Annotated in this window: 18 protein-coding genes; 3 read left to right on the top strand and 15 right to left on the bottom strand. The window is 73.3% G+C overall.

Features of this window, described 5'->3' with window-relative positions:
• Window positions 1-111 precede the first annotated feature (111 nt).
• Complete coding sequence (locus ACZ4SV_RS30230; protein WP_365878678.1) at window positions 112-519, top strand: VOC family protein; 408 nt, start codon at window positions 112-114, stop codon at window positions 517-519.
• A gap of 202 nt (window positions 520-721) precedes the next feature.
• The gene (locus ACZ4SV_RS30225; protein WP_397940454.1) at window positions 722-1,459 is read left to right on the top strand and encodes an LAETG motif-containing sortase-dependent surface protein; all 738 of its coding nucleotides are present in this window, start codon (window positions 722-724) and stop codon (window positions 1,457-1,459) included.
• A 267-nt stretch (window positions 1,460-1,726) separates the two neighbouring features.
• On the opposite strand, the gene ACZ4SV_RS30220 is transcribed toward ACZ4SV_RS30225, so the two are convergent.
• The 10 genes from ACZ4SV_RS30220 to rpsB all read right to left on the bottom strand — a co-directional run bounded on the left by ACZ4SV_RS30220 (window position 1,727) and on the right by rpsB (window position 13,607).
• Entirely contained in the window at window positions 1,727-2,746 is a 1,020-nt protein-coding gene (locus tag ACZ4SV_RS30220) for an ABC transporter ATP-binding protein (RefSeq protein WP_468007983.1), read from the bottom strand.
• A complete protein-coding gene (locus tag ACZ4SV_RS30215) occupies window positions 2,747-4,348 on the bottom strand; it encodes an ABC transporter permease (protein ID WP_365881504.1) in 1,602 nt (533 codons plus the stop codon).
• Between the two features lie 38 nt (window positions 4,349-4,386).
• Window positions 4,387-5,460 (bottom strand): thiamine ABC transporter substrate-binding protein, encoded by a 1,074-nt coding sequence (locus ACZ4SV_RS30210; RefSeq protein WP_468007980.1) that lies wholly within the window; start codon window positions 5,458-5,460, stop codon window positions 4,387-4,389.
• A 213-nt stretch (window positions 5,461-5,673) separates the two neighbouring features.
• A complete protein-coding gene (gene rlmN, locus ACZ4SV_RS30205; RefSeq protein ID WP_468007977.1) occupies window positions 5,674-6,780 on the bottom strand; it encodes a dual-specificity RNA methyltransferase RlmN in 1,107 nt (368 codons plus the stop codon).
• Window positions 6,781-6,840: 60 nt separating this feature from the next.
• Window positions 6,841-8,109 (bottom strand): cytochrome P450, encoded by a 1,269-nt coding sequence (locus ACZ4SV_RS30200; RefSeq protein WP_468007975.1) that lies wholly within the window; start codon window positions 8,107-8,109, stop codon window positions 6,841-6,843.
• 709 nt (window positions 8,110-8,818) lie between these two features.
• Complete coding sequence (locus ACZ4SV_RS30195; protein ID WP_468007973.1) at window positions 8,819-9,955, bottom strand: phosphatidate cytidylyltransferase; 1,137 nt, start codon at window positions 9,953-9,955, stop codon at window positions 8,819-8,821.
• Window positions 9,955-10,512, bottom strand: a complete 558-nt coding sequence (gene frr / locus ACZ4SV_RS30190; RefSeq protein ID WP_365872061.1) for a ribosome recycling factor — start codon at window positions 10,510-10,512, stop codon at window positions 9,955-9,957. The genes ACZ4SV_RS30195 and frr overlap by 1 nt, the downstream gene beginning before the upstream one ends.
• 182 nt (window positions 10,513-10,694) lie before the next feature.
• Window positions 10,695-11,453 (bottom strand): UMP kinase, encoded by a 759-nt coding sequence (gene pyrH / locus ACZ4SV_RS30185; RefSeq protein ID WP_365872059.1) that lies wholly within the window; start codon window positions 11,451-11,453, stop codon window positions 10,695-10,697.
• Between the two features lie 216 nt (window positions 11,454-11,669).
• Window positions 11,670-12,506, bottom strand: a complete 837-nt coding sequence (gene tsf, locus ACZ4SV_RS30180; RefSeq protein ID WP_365872057.1) for a translation elongation factor Ts — start codon at window positions 12,504-12,506, stop codon at window positions 11,670-11,672.
• 177 nt (window positions 12,507-12,683) lie between these two features.
• Window positions 12,684-13,607 (bottom strand): 30S ribosomal protein S2, encoded by a 924-nt coding sequence (rpsB, locus tag ACZ4SV_RS30175; protein ID WP_365872055.1) that lies wholly within the window; start codon window positions 13,605-13,607, stop codon window positions 12,684-12,686.
• Between the two features lie 275 nt (window positions 13,608-13,882).
• Here rpsB and ACZ4SV_RS30170 point away from each other — a divergent pair, with 275 nt between their 5' ends.
• Window positions 13,883-14,536, top strand: a complete 654-nt coding sequence (locus tag ACZ4SV_RS30170; RefSeq protein ID WP_468007970.1) for a peptidoglycan DD-metalloendopeptidase family protein — start codon at window positions 13,883-13,885, stop codon at window positions 14,534-14,536.
• A 45-nt stretch (window positions 14,537-14,581) separates the two neighbouring features.
• Here ACZ4SV_RS30170 and ACZ4SV_RS30165 read toward each other — a convergent pair whose 3' ends face one another.
• The 5 genes from ACZ4SV_RS30165 to ACZ4SV_RS30145 form a co-directional block, all read right to left on the bottom strand.
• Entirely contained in the window at window positions 14,582-15,139 is a 558-nt protein-coding gene (locus ACZ4SV_RS30165; protein ID WP_468008109.1) for a TetR/AcrR family transcriptional regulator, read from the bottom strand.
• A 67-nt stretch (window positions 15,140-15,206) separates the two neighbouring features.
• Window positions 15,207-16,049: an RNA polymerase sigma factor WhiG gene (gene whiG / locus ACZ4SV_RS30160; RefSeq protein ID WP_365872051.1), complete on the bottom strand. Its 843-nt coding sequence runs from the start codon at window positions 16,047-16,049 to the stop codon at window positions 15,207-15,209.
• A 312-nt stretch (window positions 16,050-16,361) separates the two neighbouring features.
• Window positions 16,362-17,522 (bottom strand): DNA-processing protein DprA, encoded by a 1,161-nt coding sequence (dprA, locus tag ACZ4SV_RS30155; RefSeq protein WP_468007967.1) that lies wholly within the window; start codon window positions 17,520-17,522, stop codon window positions 16,362-16,364.
• Window positions 17,519-19,144: a YifB family Mg chelatase-like AAA ATPase gene (locus ACZ4SV_RS30150; RefSeq protein ID WP_468007965.1), complete on the bottom strand. Its 1,626-nt coding sequence runs from the start codon at window positions 19,142-19,144 to the stop codon at window positions 17,519-17,521. Before ACZ4SV_RS30150 ends, dprA begins: the two co-directional genes overlap by 4 nt.
• Window positions 19,145-19,507 (bottom strand): YraN family protein, encoded by a 363-nt coding sequence (locus ACZ4SV_RS30145; RefSeq protein ID WP_365872044.1) that lies wholly within the window; start codon window positions 19,505-19,507, stop codon window positions 19,145-19,147.
• Window positions 19,508-19,673: the final 166 nt, after the last annotated feature.

Raw genomic sequence — 19,673 nt, 5'->3', positions numbered from 1 at the left:
CGACTCGGAAAAGATGGAAGAAAGATCGCCGGGGAGCGATGAGTCCGGGGCGGTCCGCCCGTCTACCCCTCGAACACGACGCACCGCGCACGACCCGACGGGAGAACCCGCATGTACCAGCAGATGATCTTCGTGAACCTGCCCGTGAACGACCTCGACGCCGCCAAGAAGTTCTTCACGGAGCTCGGCTACACGATCAACCCGCAGTTCAGCGACGACAACGCGGCCTCCGTGGTGATCAGCGACACCATCGTCGCGATGCTGCTGACCAAGCCGTTCTACGCGACCTTCACCAAGAAGGAGATCACCGACGCGACGAAGACCAGCGAGGTGCTGATCGCACTGAGCGCCGAGAGCCGGGAGAAGGTGGACGAGCTGGTCGACAAGGCGATCGCGGCCGGCGGCACGGCGAGCGGCGAGACCCAGGACCACGGTTTCATGTACGGCCGCTCCTTCGACGACCTCGACGGCCACACCTGGGAGATCGTCTGGATGGACCCGGCCGCGGTGCAGGGCTGACCGGGGCTCCGGAGGGACGCAAACGTGGGGGCGGTTAATAAGCGGGCAAAGCCAACAGCCGCCGTCCGCCCCCGCGTTGACACTGCCGCCGGGACGCTTATAAACCTGTGAGCTCCCGGGGGCGCCGGGGCCGCGCCTGGTCGCCGTCCCGACTCCCCCTCCACCCCCCGCAATTGCGCTCTGTAAAGGACAAACGTTGTCCATGACTCGCCGTAGCGTCCGCCGTTCCGCGAGTGTCCTGGGTGTCGCCTCCGGGTCGGCCGCTCTGATACTCGGCCTGACCGGCTCCGCCCTCGCGTGCACCATCGAGGACTTCTCCGCCGAAGCCAAGTGCGACGGCACCCAGGGCGTCATCGTCGTCACCGACACGGACGCCTCCGCCGCCGACGCCACCGTCAGCGTCTTCCTCAAGGGCGCCGGCGGCGTCGAGACGAAGGTCGGCGAGCAGCCGGTCACGGGGTCGAAGCAGGGCACCCGGATCACCTTCGCGGAGGACTGGAAGCCGAGCGCGACCTACCGGATCCATGTCACGGCCGGCCGGCGGGTCGACCAGGACGTCGCGCCCGATCTGGTGACACCGGCCACCGCGTGCGCGGCTGCGGACCAGAGTCCGGTGCCGGTGCCCACGCTCAGCGCCACGCTGACCGCGTCCGCGTCCGCCTCCGCGCCCGCCGCCTCCGCCTCCCCGGCCACCACCGCGTCCGCCCCGGCGCAGCCCGCCCCGCCCGCCCCGTCGGCCTCCGGGTCCGGGTCCGGCTCCGTCCCGGCGGGCACCTCGGAGAACGCGCCCTCCCCGGCGGCCGGTGACTCCGACCTCGCCGAGACCGGCGCGAACTCCCACACCGGTCTGATCGCCGGCCTCGCGGCGGCCCTGGTCGTCGTCGGCGGCGGCGCGGTCTGGTTCGGGATGCGCCGCCGCGGCACTGGCCGCAACGGCTGAGCCCGGACGCGTCGGGCGAACGCGGCCCGCTCCGGCCGGAACCCCGGCAGCTCCCGGTCGTCCGGCACCTCCGGGCCGGGGCCGTCCAGCGGCAGCGGCGGTGGAGGGCGAGCAGCTTTGAGGTGAGCGGGTCCGGTCCCTCCGCACGCGTGCGGAGGGACCTGACGGCCGGGCCCGCGCGGCTCCTTCACCGCCGAAGCGGCGAGGAGCGGTGCCGGGGCCCGCGAGCCCGGCGTGATCCGAACGACAGGCCCCAGCGGCGGACGATCAGTCCAGCACGGCGATCTCGGCCGCGTCGAACTCCACGCCGACGCGGTCGCCGGGGCCGGGCGCGTCCCGCAGCGAGCAGGCCGCCTCCAGGCGCGGTCCGTCCGCGGGCTGGAGGTGGACGGCGACATGGGTGCCCTTGAAGGTGCGGGCGGTCACCGTGCAGGGCAGGCCCCGGCCGGCCGGCACCAGCCGGACCCCGGCCGGGCGGACGAGGACCGTGCGGCTGCCCTGCGCCGAGCCGTCCGGCACGGGCAGCTTGCCCCAGGGGCTGTCGGCGGCCGGGCCGGAGACGGTTGCCGGTGCCACGTTCTGGAAGCCGAGGAAGCGGGCCACGAAGGCGTCCGCGGGCCGCTGCCACACCTCGACCGGCGTCCCGGACTGCGCGATCCGCCCGTCCCGCATCACCACCACCCGGTCGGCCAGCGCGAACGCCTCCCCCTGGTCGTGGGTGACGGCGAGCACGGTGGTGCCCAGCCGGCCGAACAGTTCCCGCAGTTCGACCACGAGCCGTTCGCGCAGCGAGCGGTCGAGCTGGCCGAGCGGCTCGTCCAGCATGAGCAGCCGGGGCCGGGGCGCGAGCGCCCGGGCGAGGGCCACGCGCTGCTGTTCGCCGCCGGACAGGGAGGCGACGGCCCGCCGGGCGGCCCCGGGCAGGCCGACCAGCTCCAGCAACCGGCCCACCTCGGCGTCCCGTTCGCCCTTGGCGACGCCGTGCATGCGCAGCCCGAAGGCCACGTTGGCGCCGACGTCCCGCTGCGGGAACAACTGGTGGTCCTGGAACATCAGGCCGACGTCGCGCTTGTGCGCGGGCACGCCCGTCTGGTCCCGGCCGTCGAGCAGCACCCGGCCGCTGTCCAGGGGTTGCAGTCCCGCCACCGTCCGCAGCAGCGTGGACTTGCCGCTGCCGCTGGGCCCGAGCACGCACACCACCTCGTGGGCGGCGACTTCCAGGCCGACCGCGTCGAGCACGGCCCGCCCGCCGAAGCGCACGGTCGCGGCATCCAGGCCGAGCAGCATCTAGAACTCCCCCGTCCGGTCGGTGCGCAGCCGCTCCAGGATCAGCAGCGCGAGGGCGCACACCACCATCAGAATGGTCGAAAGGGCCATCGCCTGGCCGTAGTTGAGATCGCCGGGGCGGCTGAGCAGCCGGGCCACGGCGACCGGGAGCGTGGGGTTGTCGGGCCGGGCGATGAACACGGTCGCCCCGAACTCCCCCAGCGACACGGCGAACGCGAAACCGGCCGCGACCAGCAGCGCCCGCCGCACCAGCGGCAGGTCCACCTCCCGCCACACCCGCCAGGGCGGGGCGCCGAGCACGGCGGCGGCCTCCCGCAGGCGCACGTCCACCGCGCGCAGCACGGGCAGCATGGTCCGTACGACGAAGGGGGCGCCGACCAGCGCCTGGGCGAGCGGCACCAGGATCCAGGACTGGCGCAGGTCCAGCGGCGGCTTGTCGAGGGCGATCAGGAAGCCGAAGCCGACGGTCACGGCGGACACGCCGAGCGGCAGCATCAGCAGCGCGTCGAAGCCCCGCACCAGCCGTCCGGCGTCCCGGCGGGCCAGCGCGGCGGCGGCGAGGGTGCCGATCACCATGGCGATGGCGGTGGCGGCCGCGGCGTACTCCAGCGAGGTCCACACCGCGTGCACCGGCGCCACCAGGAACGTACCGCCGTCGGGATCCGTCAGCGCCCGGTAGTAGCCGAGGCCGGGGGCGTCCAGGGAGCGCCGGACGAGGACGCCGAGCGGCAGCACCAGCAGCAGGGCGATGCCGGCCAGGACGCCGGCGAGCAGCGCGCGCTGTCCGGTCCCGCGCGGCCGGCGGGCGGTCGTCGCGGCGTCGACCAGGCGCAGCGCGCTCTCCCGCCGCCGTACCGTCCAGGCGTGTACGGCGAGGATCGCGCCGACGGCGGCGAACTGCACCAGGGTGAGGACGGCGGCCGTGGCCAGGTCGAAGGTCTCGGAGGTCTGGCGGTAGATCTCCACCTCGATGGTGGAGAAGGCGGGGCCGCCGAGGATCTGCACCACTCCGAAGGAGGTGAAGGTGAACAGGAACACCATCAGGGCGGCGGCGGCCACGGCGGGCCCGAGCGCGGGCAGCGTGACCTTGCGCCAGGCCGTCAGCGGGGAGGCGCCCAGCATCCGCGCGGCCTCCTCCTGCCGGGGGTCGAGCTGCGCCCACAGGCCGCCGACCGTGCGGACGACGACCGCGTAGTTGAAGAAGACGTGGGCCAGCAGGATCGCCCACACCGTGGTGTCCAGCCGTACCCCCCACAGCTCGTCCAGCAGGCCGCCCCGGCCGACCAGCGCCAGGAAGGCGCTGCCGGCGACGACGGTGGGCAGCACGAACGGGACCGTGACGACGGCCCGCAGCAGGTGCCGGCCGGGGAAGTCGAGGCGGGCGAAGACATAGGCGGCGGGCAGCGCGAGCAGCAGGGTGAGCGCGGTGGAGGCGAGCGCCTGCCAGGTGGTGAACCACAGCACCTGCCGCAGGTCCGGCTGGGTGACGACGTCCGCGATCCGGCCGAGGTGCCAGGTGCCGTCCGTCTTCAGCCCGCGCGCGACGATCGCGGCGACCGGCCAGGCGAAGAACACGGCGAAGAACGCGACGGGCAGGGCCATCAGCCCCAGCCGCGCCGCGCTCCCGCGCCGGGTCCGGGCTACTTCAGTACGAGCGAGGTCCACGACTTGACCCACTGGTCGCGGTTGGCGGCGATCTTCCCGGGGGCCAGGGTCCGCGGGTCCTTCGCCGCCGGACCGTACTGCGTGAACTCGGCCGGCACCTTCGCGCCCTTCACCACCGGGTAGACGAACATGTTCAGCGGCATGTCCTCCTGGAACTCCCGGGTGAGCAGGAAGTCGAGGAGCGCCTTGCCGCCCTCGGGGTTGCGGGCGCCGGCCAGCAGCCCGGCGTACTCGGTCTGCCGGAAGCAGGTGCCGTACGCCACGCCGGTCGGGGCGGTGGCGGGCCGCTTCTTGGCGTAGATCACCTCGGCGGGCGGGGAGGAGGCGTACGACACGACGAGCGGCCGGTCGCCGCCGGCCTTCCTGCCCTCGGAGGAACCGGAGAACTCCTGGTAGTAGGCCTGCTCCCAGCCGTCGACGACCTTGACGCCGTTGGCCTTGAGCTTCTTCCAGTACCCCTCCCAGCCGTCGTCGCCGAACGCGGCGGCGCTGCCGAGCAGGAAGCCGAGGCCGGGCGAGGAGGTGGCCGCGTTCTCGGTGACGAGGAGGTCCTTGTACCGGGGCGCGGCGAGGTCGGCGAAGGTCCGCGGCGGGGTCAGCTTGTGCTCGCTGAAGTAGGCCTTGTCGTAGTTGACGCAGATGTCGCCGGTGTCGACGGGCGTGACGTGGTGCCCGGCCTGGTCGGCGCGGTCCGCGGGCGGGATCGCGGCGGAGCCCTTCGCCTCGTACGGCTGGAACAGGCCGTTGTCCAGGGCCCGGGAGAGCAGGGTGTTGTCGACGCCGAAGAAGACGTCGCCCTGCGGGTTGCCCTTGGTCAGGATCGCCTTGTTGACGGCCTGTCCGGCGTCGCCGTCCTTGAGGACCCGCAGCTTGTACCCGGACCGCTTCTCGAAGTCCTTGACGACGCTTTTGGAGACGGCCCAGGAGTCGTGGCTGACCAGCGTGACGGTCTTGGCGCGGGCGGAGTCCCCGGTGTCCGACGACCCGCACCCGGAGAGGGCCAGCAGGCCGAGACCGACCGCCGCGGCCACGAGGGTCTTGGTGTGCACGTGAAGTGTCCTCCTGGAGTGGGCCAGGAAGAGACGCGGCCCTGTCCGGGTCTCCGCGGGGAGACCCGGACAGGGCGCAACAGCTTGAGTGGTGACCGAACTTCCTACCCAGAATGACCTGGGCGAGGTTCAGAGGGTCTGCGGCCCGGTGCCGCACTCTCAGCGCTGTGGCGCTCCCCTGTCGGAATATGAAGATATGTGGACGTGGTCAGATTACCGCTCGGTGGCCGCGAGCTGACCACAGGCTCCGTCGATCTCCTGACCGCGGGTGTCCCGGATGGTGACCGGCACCCCGTGCGCGGCGATGGCCTCCACGAACGCCTTCTCATCCTCCGGCCGCGACGCGGTCCACTGGGAGCCCGGCGTCGGGTTCAGCGGGATCAGGTTGACGTGCACGGGCCTGCCCTTGAGCAGCCGGCCGAGCCGGTCGCCGCGCCAGGCCTGGTCGTTGATGTCGCGGATCAGCGCGTACTCGATCGACAGCCGGCGCCCGCTCTTCGCGGCGTACTCGAACCCGGCGTCCAGCACCTCGCGGACCTTCCAGCGGGTGTTCACCGGGACGAGGGTGTCGCGCAGCTCGTCGTCGGGGGCGTGCAGGGAGATCGCCAGCCGGCACTTGAAGTCCTCGTCGGCGAACCGGTGGATGGCCGGCACCAGGCCCACGGTGGAGACGGTGATCCCGCGCTGGGAGAGGCCGAGCCCGTCCGGGGCGGGGTCGGTGAGCGCCCGGATGGCACCCACGACCCGCTTGTAGTTGGCGAGCGGCTCGCCCATCCCCATGAAGACGATGTTGGACAGCCGCGCCGGACCGCCCGGCACCTCGCCGTCGCGCAGCGCCCGCATGCCGTCCACGATCTGGTGGACGATCTCGGCGGTGGACAGGTTCCGGTCCAGACCCGCCTGGCCGGTGGCGCAGAACGGGCAGTTCATCCCGCAGCCGGCCTGCGAGCTGATGCACATGGTCACCCGGTCCGGGTACCGCATCAGCACGGACTCCACGAGGGTGCCGTCGAACAGCCGCCACAGCGTCTTGCGCGTGGTCCCCTGGTCGGTGGACAGATGCCGGACGACGGTCATCAGCTCCGGGAACAGCGCTTCTTGCAGCTTGGCGCGCGAACCGGCGGGGATGTCGGTCCACTGCTCGGGGTCGTGCGCGTACCGCGCGAAGTAGTGCTGCGCGAGCTGCTTGGCACGGAACGGCTTCTCCCCGACCTCGGCCACCGCGTCCTTGCGCTCGGCGGGCGTGAGATCGGCGAGATGCCGCGGCGGCTTCTTGGCTCCGCGCGGGGCGACGAAAGTGAGTTCTCCGGGCTTAGGCATGGCGTTACCAGTGTCGCAGATCGACCCGGGTGTCCCGGAGAGATGTCGGGGAGGCGTGCCTCACCATCTCACCGGCAGGGACTCCGGGCCCCGGAGCAGGCCCCGGCGGTGGAAGGGGACGTCCTCGGGAGGTACGGCCAGGCGGATGCCGGGGAAGCGGGCGAGCACCGAGCCGATCATGATCTCGGCCTCCATCCGGGCCATGACGGCGGCCAGGCAGTGGTGCGGGCCGTGACCGAAGGCCAGGTGGGCGGGGTGGTCCCGGTCGAAGTCCAGGGTGTCGGGGCCGGGGAACACCGCGGGGTCGCGGTTGGCGGCGACGTAGGCGTTGTAGACCACGTCGCCGGCGCGGATCAGCCGGCCGCCGATCGTGACGTCCTCGGTGGCGATCCGGGGGATGCCGACGCCGTTGCGGTGCGGGACGTAGCGGAACAGTTCCTCCACGGCCCGGGGCAGCAGCTCCGGCGCGCGGCGCAGCCGGTCCAGGTGCGCGGGGTGGGTGAGCAGCGCGTACATCATCGCGGCGCTGTTGGTACGGACCGCGTGGCCGCCGCTGACCTGGACGGCGATCGCCAGGGAGACCGCCTCGTCGTCGGTGATCTCGCCGGTGGCGGCGGCGCGGGCGAGCACTCCCGCCAGATCGTCGCGGGGTTCCTCGCGGCGGCGGCGCAGCAGTTCCGTGATCCGGGCCCGGGTCTCCCGGGCGGCCTCCCGGGCGCGTTCCGCCGAGCCGGCACCCGCCGACAGCAGGGCCTCGCCGGTCGCGGCCCACCGCTGCCAGTCCCGCTCGTCCACGCCGAGGAAGTCGCGGAGCACGGCGATCGGGAAGGGGCCGTGCAGATGGGCCACGAGGTCGGCCGGTGCGCCGGCGCGCGCCATGCCGTCGAGCAGTCCGGCGGCCCGGCGCTCGGCGAGCGGGCGCAGCCGCCGCATGCTCGGCCCGGTGAAGGCGCGGGCGACGACCCGGCGCAGCAGGCTGTGCCGGGGCGGGTCGGTGTACTGCAGGCCGGCCGTCTGCGAGGCGACGGGCGCCGGGCGCATGCTGGTGACCTCGCGGCCGGCGACCCGGGCCCGGGAGAAGCGCGGGTCGGAGGTGACGAAGCGCACGTCGTCGTACCGCGTGACCAGCCAGGCCCAGCCCACGCCGTACGGCAGCCGGATCCGGCTGACCGGCTCCGCACGCAACAACGCGTCCAGAAACGGATCGGGATCAAGCCCCGGCAGATCACCGACAGGCCAGAACCGCACGGGCGAAGCGGAAGCGACGGGACAGGCCGCGGGGACGGGGTTCCCGGGCGGGGGCGGGCTGTCGGCGGGGGCCCGGTTCATGGACCGGGACGCGCCGACGGCGGGAGCGGGGCCCACCGACAGGGGCGCGTCGGCGGCGGGAACCGGGCCTACCGAGAGGGGCACATCGGCGGCGGGGGCCGAGTTCGCGGGCGAGGGTGCGTCGGCGGCCGGGGGCGGGTTCGCGCACTGGGGCGCGTCGGCGGGGGGAGCGAGGCCCGCCGACGGGGGCACACCACCGGCGGGGGCCGGGTTCGCACACGGGGGCGCGCCATCGCCGGGAGCGGGGCCTCCGGCCAGGGGCACGTCGGCGGCCGGGGCCGGGTCCGCGGCCGGGGGCGTGCCATCGCCGGGAGCGGCACTCACCGTCAGGGGCGGGCCACCGGCACAGACAGGGGTCACGGACCCGGGCACACCACCGGCGGAGGCAGGGTCCGCGCACAGGGGCGCGTCATCGGTGGGAGCGGGGCCTCCGGCCAGGGGCACGTCGGCGGCCGGGTTCGCGGCCGGGGGCGTGCCATCGCCGGGAGCGGCGCCCACCGAGAGGGGCGCGTCGGCGGCCGGGTTCCCGGGCGGGGGTGGGTCGAGGGGCATGGCGGGCTCTCCCTGGGCGGCGCGGCGGCGGTGGGGGCGGCGTCCTGTCAGGGAGTCTGCCGCGCGCCGGGGCCGGCCGCCGAGCCGGGCTGCGGCATCCGGGTACGGCCGCGGCCCCCGCCCCGGACCGGGACGGGGGCCGCGACGACCGTTCCGCTCACGCGGAGCCGACGAAGACCACCATGAGCAGCCACACCACCGGTGCCGTCGGCAGCAGCGAGTCCAGCCGGTCCATGATGCCGCCGTGGCCGGGGAGCAAGGTGCCCATGTCCTTGATGCCCAGGTCCCGCTTGATCATGGATTCGCCGAGGTCGCCGAGGGTCGCGCTGGCCGCGACGGCCAGACCCAGCAGCAGGCCCTGCCACCAGACGCCGTCGTCGATCAGGAACTGCATGCACAGCGCGCCCGCCGCCATCGCGAACAGCACCGCGCCCAGCAGGCCCTCGCGGGTCTTGCCGGGACTGATGCGCGGGGCCAGCTTGTGCTTGCCGAAGCGCCAGCCGACCGCGTAGGCGCCGGTGTCGCTGACGACCGTCAGCACCAGGAAGGTCAGCACCCGCCAGGGACCGTCGTCGGCGGTGAGCAGCAGCGCGACGAACGTGGCCAGGAACGGGACGTAGAACGCGGCGAAGACGGCGGCCGTGACGTCCTTGAGATACCCCTCCGGTGGCTCCGTCATCCGCCACACCAGGGTGGCCAGGGCGGTGAGGGCCATGGCGACCCACGCGCCCTCCGCGCCGCGCACATAGCCGGCGACGACCATGGCCGCGCCGCCCACCGCGAGCGGCACGAGCGGCGCCTTGATGTCCTTGCGCTCCTGGAGCCTGCTGGTCAGCTCCCACAGGCCGACGACGACCGCGACCGCGATCACCCCGACGAACACGGCCTTGCGGACGAACAGGGACGCGACGATCACCACGCCGAGCCCGACGCCGACGCCTATGGCCGCGCTCAGGTCACGGCCCGCGCTCTTCTTCTGCGGCGCCGGCGGCGGCTGCTGCGGGACGTCGGGCATGGGCTCCGGGTTCTGGGTCTCGGCCGGGAGTTCCCGGGCCTGGAACGGCTCGTCGCGGAACAGGGGGCCGCTCAGCCGGGCGGCCCCCCGGTCGTCGTCCTGGTCTCCGCCGTACGCGGGGCCGTCGGGCACGATCGGCATGGGGCGAGTGTGCTGCGCCTCAGGCGCATCGTACGCGGGACCCGCCGGGGCAGTCCCCTGGACAGGTCCGCCCGCGGTGGACCCCCAGTAACCGGCCTGCCCCGCCGGCGGCGGCGCCCCCCAGGAAGAGTCGCTCATCAGACTTCGAGCAGCTCCGCTTCCTTGTGCTTGAGGAGCTCGTCCACCTGGGCGACGTACTTCGCCGTCAGGTCGTCGAGTTCCTTCTCCGCACGGCGGCCCTCGTCCTCACCGATCTCGCCGTCCTTGACCAGCTTGTCGATGGCGTCCTTGGCCTTGCGACGCACGGAGCGGATGGACACCTTCGCGTCCTCGCCCTTGGCCTTGGCGACCTTGATGTACTCGCGGCGCCGCTCCTCGGTCAGCTCGGGGAACACCACCCGGATGATGTTGCCGTCGTTGCTGGGGTTGACGCCCAGGTCGGAGTCTCGGATGGCCTGCTCGATGTTGCGCAGCGCGGTCTTGTCGAACGGCGTCACGACCGCCATGCGCGGCTCCGGCACGGAGAACGAGGCCAGCTGGTTGATCGGCGTCGGGGCACCGTAGTAGTCGGCCACGATCTTGTTGAACATCGCCGGGTGCGCACGGCCGGTGCGGATCGCGGCGAAGTCCTCCTTGGCGACCACGACGGCCTTCTCCATCTTCTCCTCGGCTTCGAGGAGGGTCTCTTCGATCACCACTTGCTCCTGCGTGTCTTGAGTAAGGCCCGGCTGCGGTTCCCCGCGGGGCGGCGGCCGGCTGCGTCGCGTCTTCTTCCTGCACGGTTCCCGACCGGCAGGACATTGTCCATCCCCCGGCCAGGGCGCGTCCCGTCCGTCCCCCGGACAGGTGGCGTTCCCGGACGACGGGAGCGTGCCGGTCAGTCCCGGCTGCTCTGGTCACCCACCAGCGTGCCGATCTTCTCACCCTTGACGGCGCGGGCGATATTGCCCTCCGCGAGGAGTTCGAAGACGAGGATCGGGAGCTTGTTGTCACGGCACAGCGTGACGGCGGTGGCGTCGGCGACCTTGAGGTCGCGGGTGATGACCTCGCCGTAGCCGAGCGCGTCGAACTTGACGGCGTCGGGGTTGGTCTTGGGGTCGGAGTCGTAGACCCCGTCGACGCCGTTCTTGCCCATGAGGAGCGCCTCGGCGTCGATCTCCAGGGCGCGCTGGGCGGCGGTGGTGTCGGTGGAGAAGTACGGCATGCCCATACCGGCGCCGAAGATGACCACGCGGCCCTTCTCCAGGTGGCGCACGGCGCGCAGCGGGATGTACGGCTCGGCGACCTGGCCCATGGTGATGGCGGTCTGCACCCGGGACTGGATGCCCTCCTTCTCCAGGAAGTCCTGGAGGGCGAGGCAGTTCATCACGGTGCCGAGCATGCCCATGTAGTCGGAGCGGGCGCGGTCCATGCCGCGCTGCTGGAGTTCGGCGCCGCGGAAGAAGTTGCCGCCGCCGATGACGACCGCGACCTGCGCTCCGTCGCGCACGACGGCCGCGATCTCACGGGCGATCTTGTGCACCACGTCGGGGTCGACGCCCAGGCCCCCGCCGCCGGAGAAGGCCTCTCCGGACAGCTTCAGCAGAAACCGGCCGGGTACTTTGCCGTCGTCGCTCTTCTGGGCCTTGGTGGTCATGGGGGATCCCGCCTCTTTCACGTGTTGCACATACGAAGAAGGCCATTGCCGATGGGGTCGCTTTTCGCTCCCATGCGCGGCAATGGCCTCCTCGTCAGATCTGCTGCCGTCCGCCGCACGCCGGGGTGTGGCGGTGTGGACGGACGACTGCGGTCGACCCTATCGGGAATTCCTCGGGGATTTCTCCGGGGGTCGCGCGTCGATCGCGGTACGGACTCAGATGCCGACCTTGATGCGCGAGAAGCGCTTCAGGGTGACACCGGCCTCGTCCAGAACCTTCTGGACCGACTTCTTGTTGTCCAGCGCGTACGGCTGGCCGAGCAGCGTGGCGTCCTTGAAGAAGCCGTTCAGCCGACCCTCGACGATCTTGGCGATCGCGGCCTCGGGCTTGCCCTCGGCGCGGGTGGTCTCCTCGGCGATGCGGCGCTCGGACTCGACGACGTCGGCCGGGATCTCGTCCTTGGAGAGGTACTTCGGCGCGAAGGCGGCGATGTGCTGGGCGATGCCCTTGGCGACCTCGGCGTTCGGCTTGTCGAACTCGACCAGGACACCGATCTGCGGGGGCAGGTCGGGCATGGTGCGGTGCATGTAGGCCGTGACGTAGCCGTCGGCGAACTGCGCGAAGCGGTCCAGGACGATCTTCTCGCCGAGGTTGGCGTTGGCCTCGTCCACGTACGCCTGGACGGTCTTGCCGGGCTCGATCTCGGAGGCCAGCAGGGCCGCGATGTCGGCCGGGTTCGTCTTGGCGGCGTGCTCGGCGATGGCGTTGGCCACGGCCTGGAACTTCTCACCCTTGGCGACGAAGTCCGTCTCGCACTTCAGCTCGACCAGGACACCGGAGGAGTTGTCGCCGGCGATGACGGAGACCACGGCGCCGTTCTCGGCGGAGCGGCCCTCGCGCTTGGCGACGCCCTTCTGGCCCTTGATGCGCAGCGCCTCGACGGCCTTCTCGACGTTGCCCTCGGCCTCGTCCAGCGCCTTCTTGCAGTCCATCATGCCGGCGCCGGTGAGCTCACGGAGCTTCTTGACGTCGGCGGCGGTGTAGTTCGCCATGAGTCTGTGAGTCTTTCTCGAAGTCTGGTTTAGGTCCGCACGGCCGCGACCCGCGTGCAGTCGCGGACCGCGTACACCGTGCCGGCCTACGGGTGAACGGCGGGGGCGGACTTCACCGCGCCCGAGGGGCTACCGGGTGAGGTACCGCCCCCGCCGTCGAACGCTGACGGACCGGCGTCAGGCCTGCTCGCCCTCCGCGGCGGCCTGCTCGCCCTCGGCCGGGGCAGCGGCCTCGGCCGGAGCGGCCTCCTCAGCCGGGGCAGCAGCCTCGGCCGGAGCGGCGTCCTCGGCCGGAGCGGCCTCGGCGGCCGGGGTCTCCTCGGCCTTCTTCTCACCCTCGAGCAGGTCGCGCTCCCACTCGGCGAGCGGCTCGCCCGCGGCCTTCTCGCCCTTGTCACCGGCGGCCACGCCGGAACGGGAGATGAGGCCCTCGGCGACGGCGTCGGCGATCACACGGGTGAGCAGGGTGACGGAGCGGATCGCGTCGTCGTTGCCCGGGATCTTGTAGTCGACCTCGTCGGGGTCGCAGTTGGTGTCGAGGATCGCGACGACCGGGATGTTCAGCTTCCGGGCCTCACCGACGGCGATGTGCTCCTTCTTGGTGTCCACGATCCAGACGGCGCTGGGCACCTTCTGCATCTCGCGGATACCGCCGAGGGTCTTCTCCAGCTTGGCCTTCTCGCGGGAGAGGACCAGCAGCTCCTTCTTGGTCAGACCGGAGGCCGCGACGTCCTCGAAGTCGATCTGCTCGAGCTCCTTGAGGCGCTGCAGACGCTTGTAGACGGTCGAGAAGTTGGTGAGCATGCCGCCCAGCCAGCGCTGGTTGACGTACGGCATGCCGACGCGGGTGGCCTGCTCGGCGATGGCCTCCTGCGCCTGCTTCTTCGTGCCGACGAACATGACCGTGCCGCCGTGGGCGACGGTCTCCTTGACGAACTCGTAGGCGCGGTCGATGTACGACAGCGACTGGAGCAGGTCGATGATGTAGATGCCGTTGCGCTCGGTGAAGATGAAGCGCTTCATCTTCGGGTTCCAGCGACGGGTCTGGTGACCGAAGTGGACGCCGCTCTCCAGCAGCTCCCGCATCGTGACGACGGCCATGGCCGTTTCTCCTTGGTGTTCTCGGTTGTGCCGCGTCCGCCGGACGGCGGTCGCGCCTGACGCCCGCGTTGCGCCGTGCCACTAAGGACCGAGGGGCGCTGGTACGACACCGTTGCCGGTCGCCGTACCGGGGCGTGCGAAGTCGACCCGGTGACCCGGATCGCCAGAAGAAGTGTACGGGACCGACGGGGCGCCGGGTGACGGCACCGTCCACAACCGGCGAGTAGTCCACAGGCGCCGGCCCCGACCGGCGCGGGTGCGGGACGGTGTACGGCATGCGCCACGCGATGATCTGTACGGCCCTGCTGCTGATGACGGCGACCGCCCCGCTCACCCCGCCGGCCCGCGCGGACACCCCGCCGGCCCCGCTGCCGGCGCCCGCGCCACCGCCGCCGGGCCCGGTGCCGGCCGTCGCCCGCGGCTGGCCGGTGGGCACCCGGCCGCCGGTCCTGCGGGGCTGGGAACCGCCGGCCACGGTGTACGCGGCGGGGCACCGGGGAGTGGACCTCGCGGCACCGGCCGGGGCCCCGGTGCGGGCGGTGGCGGCCGGCCGGGTGACGTTCGCGGGGCGGGTGGCGGGCCGCGGTGTGGTGTCGGTGTCCCTGGCGGGCACGGACCTGCGGACGACGTACGAGCCGGTACGGGCCTCGGTCCGCCGCGGGGACGAGGTGCGGGCGGGCGAAGTGGTGGGCACGGTGGAGCCGAACGGGTCACGGGAACCGGACGGGTCACGGGAGCCGGACGGGTCACGGGAGCCGGACGGGTCACGGGAGCCGGACGGTGCGCACCGGTCACACTGCGGACCGGCGTCCTGCGTCCACTGGGGCCTGCTGCGGGGCGAGACCTACCTGAACCCCTTGTCACTGCTCCCGCCCTGGCTGCTCGGCGGAGGCCCGTCGAGACTGCTACCGATCCCACCCCCGCCGTAACCCGCCCGGGCTCCCCGGGTCGGCACCGGGCGCCGCCGGCGAGGCTCAGCCCGTCACGCCGCGCAGGGCCAGGGCCACCGCCGCGTTCGTGACCGCCGCCGGGTCCTCCGCGACGCCCCGTTCGATCCTGCGCACCGCCGCGTCCACGATGCCCTGCACCAGCATCGCCGCCAGCCGGGGCTGCTCGTGCCCCAGCCCGCCCAGTGCCTCGACGATCATCGCGACCAGCTCTCCGTGGGCGGCCCGGATCTTCTCCCGCGCGCCGGCGTCCAGCTCGCTCGCGGAGATGGCCACCACCGCCCGGTGCCGCCGGTCCCCGACCAGCGCGAGCTGCCGCCGCACATACGCCTCGACCTTGCCCTCGGCGGAGCCGGCACGCTCCATCGCCGCCGCGACCTCGGCCGCCCACACCGGGAAGTCGACCGCGCACAGCTCCTCGACCACCGCGGCCCGTGACGCGAAGTACTCGTACACGGACGACCGCGCCAGGCCCGTCCGCTCGGCCAGCGCGGGGAAGGTCAGCGCCTCCGTCCCGCCCTCCGACAGCAGGGTCCGAGCCGCGTCCAGCAGGGCGGCTCGCTGCATCGACCGGTGTTCGGCCACGGAGGCCGCTCGAATCCTTGGCACGGCGACCACTGTACGGACCCGCCCTCCGGCCGGGGCGCGGGCTTCAGCGGCCGAAGCCGGCCAGCTTGGCCCGGAGCTGGAGGACCGACTTGGTGTGGATCTGGCTCACCCGGCTCTCGGTGACGCCGAGCACGTTGCCGATCTCGGCGAGCGTGAGGCCCTCGTAGTAGTACAGGGTGACCACGGTCTTCTCCCGCTCGGGCAGCGTGTTGATCGCCCTGGCCAGAAACCGCCGCAGCTCCCGGTCCTCGGCCACCTCCACCGGGTTGTCGGCGGCGGTGTCCTCCAGCGTGTCCATCAGGCTGAGCCGGTCCCCGCCCTCGCCGCCGACGTGCAGCAGCTCCTCCAGGGCGACCACGTTGGCCAGCGACAACTGGCTGAACACCGCGTGCAGTTCGTCGACCTCCATGCCCAGCTCGGCGGCGACCTCGCCCTCCGTCGGGGTGCGCCGCAGCCGCGCCTCCAGGGTGGCGTAGGCGCGCTCGACGTTCCGCGCCTTCTGCCGCACCGAACGCGGGATCCAGTCCAGCGCGCGCAGTTCGTCGATCATCGCGCCCCGGATCCGGGTGATCGCGTACGTCTCGAACTTGATCTCCCGGTCGATGTCGAATTTCTCGATCGCGTCGATCAGCCCGAACACCCCCGAGGAGACGAAGTCGGCCTGCTCCACATTGGGCGGCAGCCCGACGCTCACCCGGCCCGCGACGTACTTGACCAGCGGCGAGTAGTGCAGGATCAACTGCTCCCGCAGCCGCTCGTCCCCCGTCGCCTTGTACGACCGCCACAGCTCGTCGAGCGTCGAGGGAGCGGGCGGTCGCACGCTGCCACCGTCGCGGGCGGCTGGGGGGATCGCCGCCCGGTCGGACCCGGAGGTGTGCTGGGGCATTCGTCGCCTTGTGCCGTTCTGCCGTGAAGTGCTGCGAAAAGGGCGGGAGGGGGGATCGTGGGCGGAAGGGGCTGACTGGGTGAGGTGTCGGTCTGGTGTCGGGTTGCCGCGGTCTGCGTCACCGCATTTCGTGAGCGTAGCGTGACTGAGGAGTCGCGGTGTGCGAACAGGACGGCTCCACCCCTGCGCGGGTGGCTCGCGCCGGGCGGGTGACCGCGTACGCCGGCTCGCTCTCCGTCACCGGCCGGGGGCGCCAACTCCGGGAAACCCCAAGGGCGTCGGGTGTTCCCCCGGACGGCCGAACACGGTCGGTCAGCGAGGGTGGCGGCCGTCCCGGACCGAGATCACCGCCTGGCGTGTCAACTTCCAGCCATCGCCGTGTCGTTCGACATAACCCAGTGCCCGCAGTTCGTACAGTCTCGCGATCGCGTCCTCCGGGGTGGTGCGCGCGCCGAGGGCGATCTCCTCGGCGGGGGCCGCGCGGTCGCCGGGCAGGGCGGCGAGGACGCAGCGGGCGTCCGGGTGGAGCAGGTCGCGCGGGAGGACGGGGCCCCGGTGGGCCGGTGCGAGGTCGCCGATGCCGCCGACGAGTTCGATGACCTCCGGGGCGTCGGTGACCAGGGTGGCCTCCCCGCGCAGCAGGTCGTGCACGCCCGCGGACAGGGCGCTGGTGACCGGGCCGGGCACGCCCATGGTGAACCGGCCCAGGCGCTGCGCGGCCCGCGCGGTGGCCAGCGAGCCGCTGCGGCGGGCGGCCTCCACGACGACGGTGCCCCGGGTGAGCGCGGCGATCACCCGGTTGCGGAGGATGAACCGGCTGGGCGTCGGGTGATCTCCCGGTGGCAGTTCGCCCACGACCAGGCCCTGGTGCGCGATGCGGCCGATGAGGGCGGCGTGGCCGCGCGGGTAGGGCTGGTCGACGCCGCAGGCGAGGACGGCGACGGTGGCGCCGCGGGCGGCGAGGGCGCCCCGGTGGGCGGCGCCGTCGATGCCGTAGGCCCCGCCGGAGACCACGACCCAGCCGTGCTCGGCGAGGGCGGCGGCCAGGGTGGCGGCGGCATGGCTGCCGTAGGCGGTGCAGGCGCGGGCGCCCACCACGGCGACCGAGCGCAGCGCCCACATCCTGAGGCTGGGCCGGCCGCGCACCCACAGCCCGAGCGGCCGGGCGTCCCCGAGGTCGTCGAGCTGGCCGGGCCACTCCCCGTCTCCCGGGCACACGAACCGCGCGTCCACGGCGCGGGCCTCGGCCAGGTCCCGTTCCGGCGCGGCCCGCCCGGCGCGCGCGACCAGGCCCGCCCACCGGGTGGGACTCACCCCCGGCAGGGCGGCGCCGCCGCACCGCAGCCGCCGCACCACCTCCCGCACCCCGAACTCGCGCACCCACCGCCCCGCGACCTCGTCCCCGGGCTCGGTCACCCGGCCGAGGAAGACCCGCCCGAGCCGTTCACCGTCCGGCTCCCCCGGGCCGGTCATGTCAGCGCCCCGAGGGCCATCGGCACCCCTCGGGGGACGCCGGTGCGCAGTTGCAGTGCCAGGGCGACGTCCGTCGCGTCCGGGCGGTCGTGTCCGACGAGGTCGGCGACCGTCCAGGCGACGCGCAGGACCCGGTCGATGCCGCGGGCGGTGAGCACGCCCCGCTCCAGACCGCGTTCGGCCTCGTCCATCGCCCCGGCGGCGGCCACGTACCGGCTGCGCAGTTCGCGGCCGGGCACCTCGCTGTTGGTGCGCCACGGCGTGCCGGCGAGGCGGGCCGCCGCCCGCTCCCGGGCCTGGCGCACCCGGCCGGCGACGGCCGCCGTGGACTCGCCCCGGGCGCCCGGCGCGGTGAGCTGGGCCCGGGTGACCGGGTCGACCTCCACCCGCAGGTCGACCCGGTCGAGCAGCGGGCCGGACAGCCGGGACTGGTAGCGGCGGATCGCCGAGGGCGGGCACTCGCACAGCGCGTCGCGCGGCGAGAAGCGCCCGCAGGGGCACGGGTTGGCCGCGAGGACCATCAGGAACCGCGCCGGGAACCGGACCACGCCGGCGCTGCGCGCGATCACGACGTGCCCCGACTCCAGGGGCTGCCGCAGGGCGTCCAGGGTCTGGCCGTGGAACTCGGGTGCCTCGTCCAGGAACAGCACGCCCCGGTGGGCCAGGGAGACCGCGCCGGGCCGGGCGATGCCGGGGCCGCCGCCGACGAGCGACTGCATCGTGGCCGAGTGGTGCGGGGCGCAGTAGGGAGCGGTGTCGACGAGCGGCTTGCCCGGCGGCAGCAGCCCGGCGACCGAGTGCACCGCCGTGACCTCCAGCGACTCCTGCCGGGTGAGCCGGGGCAGGACGGCGGGGAGGCGTTCGGCGAGCATGGTCTTGCCCGCGCCGGGCGGTCCTTCCAGGAACAGGTGGTGCCCGCCCGCGGCGGCCACTTCCACGGCCGTGCGGGCGGAGGTCTGTCCCACGACGTCCGCCAGGTCGTGACCGTGGTCGTGCTGTGCCGCGCCGGTGCTGTGCATGCCGGTGGCGGCGCCCGTGCCCGGGACCCGCAGTCCGGCGAGGAGGGGATCGGGGCGGCCCTGTTCGTCCGGTTCCTCCTCGGGGACGGGCTCCTCGGCCAGGACCGCGATGAGCTGCCGCAGGCTGCGGATGCCGAGCACGGAGACACCGGGGACCAGCGACGCCTCGGCGGCGGCGCACTCGGGCACGACCACCTGCTCGTACCCCGCGTCCGCCGCGGCGAGGACCGCCGGCAGGATGCCGCGGACCGGGCGGACCCGGCCGTCGAGGCCCAGTTCCCCGATCATGACGATGTCGGCGAGCACGCGCGGATCGACGCGTTCGGCCGCGCCGAGGACGGCGGCGGCGACGGCCAGGTCGAAGCCGCTGCCGCTCTTGGGCACCGACGCCGGGCTGAGTCCGACCGTGAGTTTCTTGGCCGGCCAGGCCGCGCCCGAGTTCACCACCGCGGCGCGCACCCGGTCGCGGCTCTCCGTCAGGCTCTTGTCCGGGAGGCCGACCAGGGTGAACGCGGCGACTCCCGGTTCCAGGTCGGCCTGGACCTCGACGACCACGCCCTCGACGCCGACCAGCGCCACCGAGCACGTACGGGCGAAGGCCATTCAGACCACCCCCCGCGCGTGCTCGACGGACGGGGCGCCCCGGCGGGGCAGCAGGACGCCGACGAAGTCGATGCGGACGCCGCCCGGCGGGGCTCCGCCGTGGGCCTGGATCCAGTGCTCGGCGAGGGCGCGGAGCCGGGCCGCCTTCTCCTGGGTCAGCGCGGCCATCGGATGCTCGTACGCCCCGCCCGTGCGGGTCTTCACCTCGCACACGACCAGCGTGTCGCCGTCCCGCGCGACGATGTCGATCTCGCCGGCCCGTCCGCCGCGCCAGTTGCGCTCCAGGATCGTCAGGCCGGTCTCGGCGAGCCGGCGCGCGGCCAGGTCCTCGCCGTACTTGCCGATTGCCTCTCGTGCGTTCATGTCGGCACCACCTCCGGCGCCCACCGTCACGCATCCCGGCCCGCGAAGTTGATCTTCGTGGACTACCCGGCGGTTGTGGAGAACTCCCTCACCCGGACGGGTGAATCCACCCACGGGCGGCCCACGGAACCGCAGGTCCCCGGCCACGGAACCGCAGGTCATAGAC

The organism is Streptomyces sp. NPDC027672 (assembly GCF_055566335.1).
The sequence above is the reverse complement of the archived record's forward strand: the minus strand, read 5'-3'. Positions and strand labels throughout refer to the sequence as shown.

Coding starts and splice junctions, on each gene's coding strand:
- ACZ4SV_RS30230 (WP_365878678.1), top strand. CDS start 112: ATGTACCAGCAGATGATCTTCGTGAACCTGCCCGTGAACGACCTCGAC.
- ACZ4SV_RS30225 (WP_397940454.1), top strand. CDS start 722: ATGACTCGCCGTAGCGTCCGCCGTTCCGCGAGTGTCCTGGGTGTCGCC.
- ACZ4SV_RS30220 (WP_468007983.1), bottom strand. CDS start 2,746: ATGCTGCTCGGCCTGGATGCCGCGACCGTGCGCTTCGGCGGGCGGGCC.
- ACZ4SV_RS30215 (WP_365881504.1), bottom strand. CDS start 4,348: ATGGCCCTGCCCGTCGCGTTCTTCGCCGTGTTCTTCGCCTGGCCGGTC.
- rlmN (WP_468007977.1), bottom strand. CDS start 6,780: ATGCCTAAGCCCGGAGAACTCACTTTCGTCGCCCCGCGCGGAGCCAAG.
- ACZ4SV_RS30200 (WP_468007975.1), bottom strand. CDS start 8,109: ATGAACCGGGCCCCCGCCGACAGCCCGCCCCCGCCCGGGAACCCCGTC.
- ACZ4SV_RS30195 (WP_468007973.1), bottom strand. CDS start 9,955: ATGAGCGACTCTTCCTGGGGGGCGCCGCCGCCGGCGGGGCAGGCCGGT.
- pyrH (WP_365872059.1), bottom strand. CDS start 11,453: ATGACCACCAAGGCCCAGAAGAGCGACGACGGCAAAGTACCCGGCCGG.
- tsf (WP_365872057.1), bottom strand. CDS start 12,506: ATGGCGAACTACACCGCCGCCGACGTCAAGAAGCTCCGTGAGCTCACC.
- rpsB (WP_365872055.1), bottom strand. CDS start 13,607: ATGGCCGTCGTCACGATGCGGGAGCTGCTGGAGAGCGGCGTCCACTTC.
- ACZ4SV_RS30170 (WP_468007970.1), top strand. CDS start 13,883: ATGCGCCACGCGATGATCTGTACGGCCCTGCTGCTGATGACGGCGACC.
- whiG (WP_365872051.1), bottom strand. CDS start 16,049: ATGCCCCAGCACACCTCCGGGTCCGACCGGGCGGCGATCCCCCCAGCC.
- dprA (WP_468007967.1), bottom strand. CDS start 17,522: ATGACCGGCCCGGGGGAGCCGGACGGTGAACGGCTCGGGCGGGTCTTC.
- ACZ4SV_RS30150 (WP_468007965.1), bottom strand. CDS start 19,144: ATGGCCTTCGCCCGTACGTGCTCGGTGGCGCTGGTCGGCGTCGAGGGC.
- ACZ4SV_RS30145 (WP_365872044.1), bottom strand. CDS start 19,507: ATGAACGCACGAGAGGCAATCGGCAAGTACGGCGAGGACCTGGCCGCG.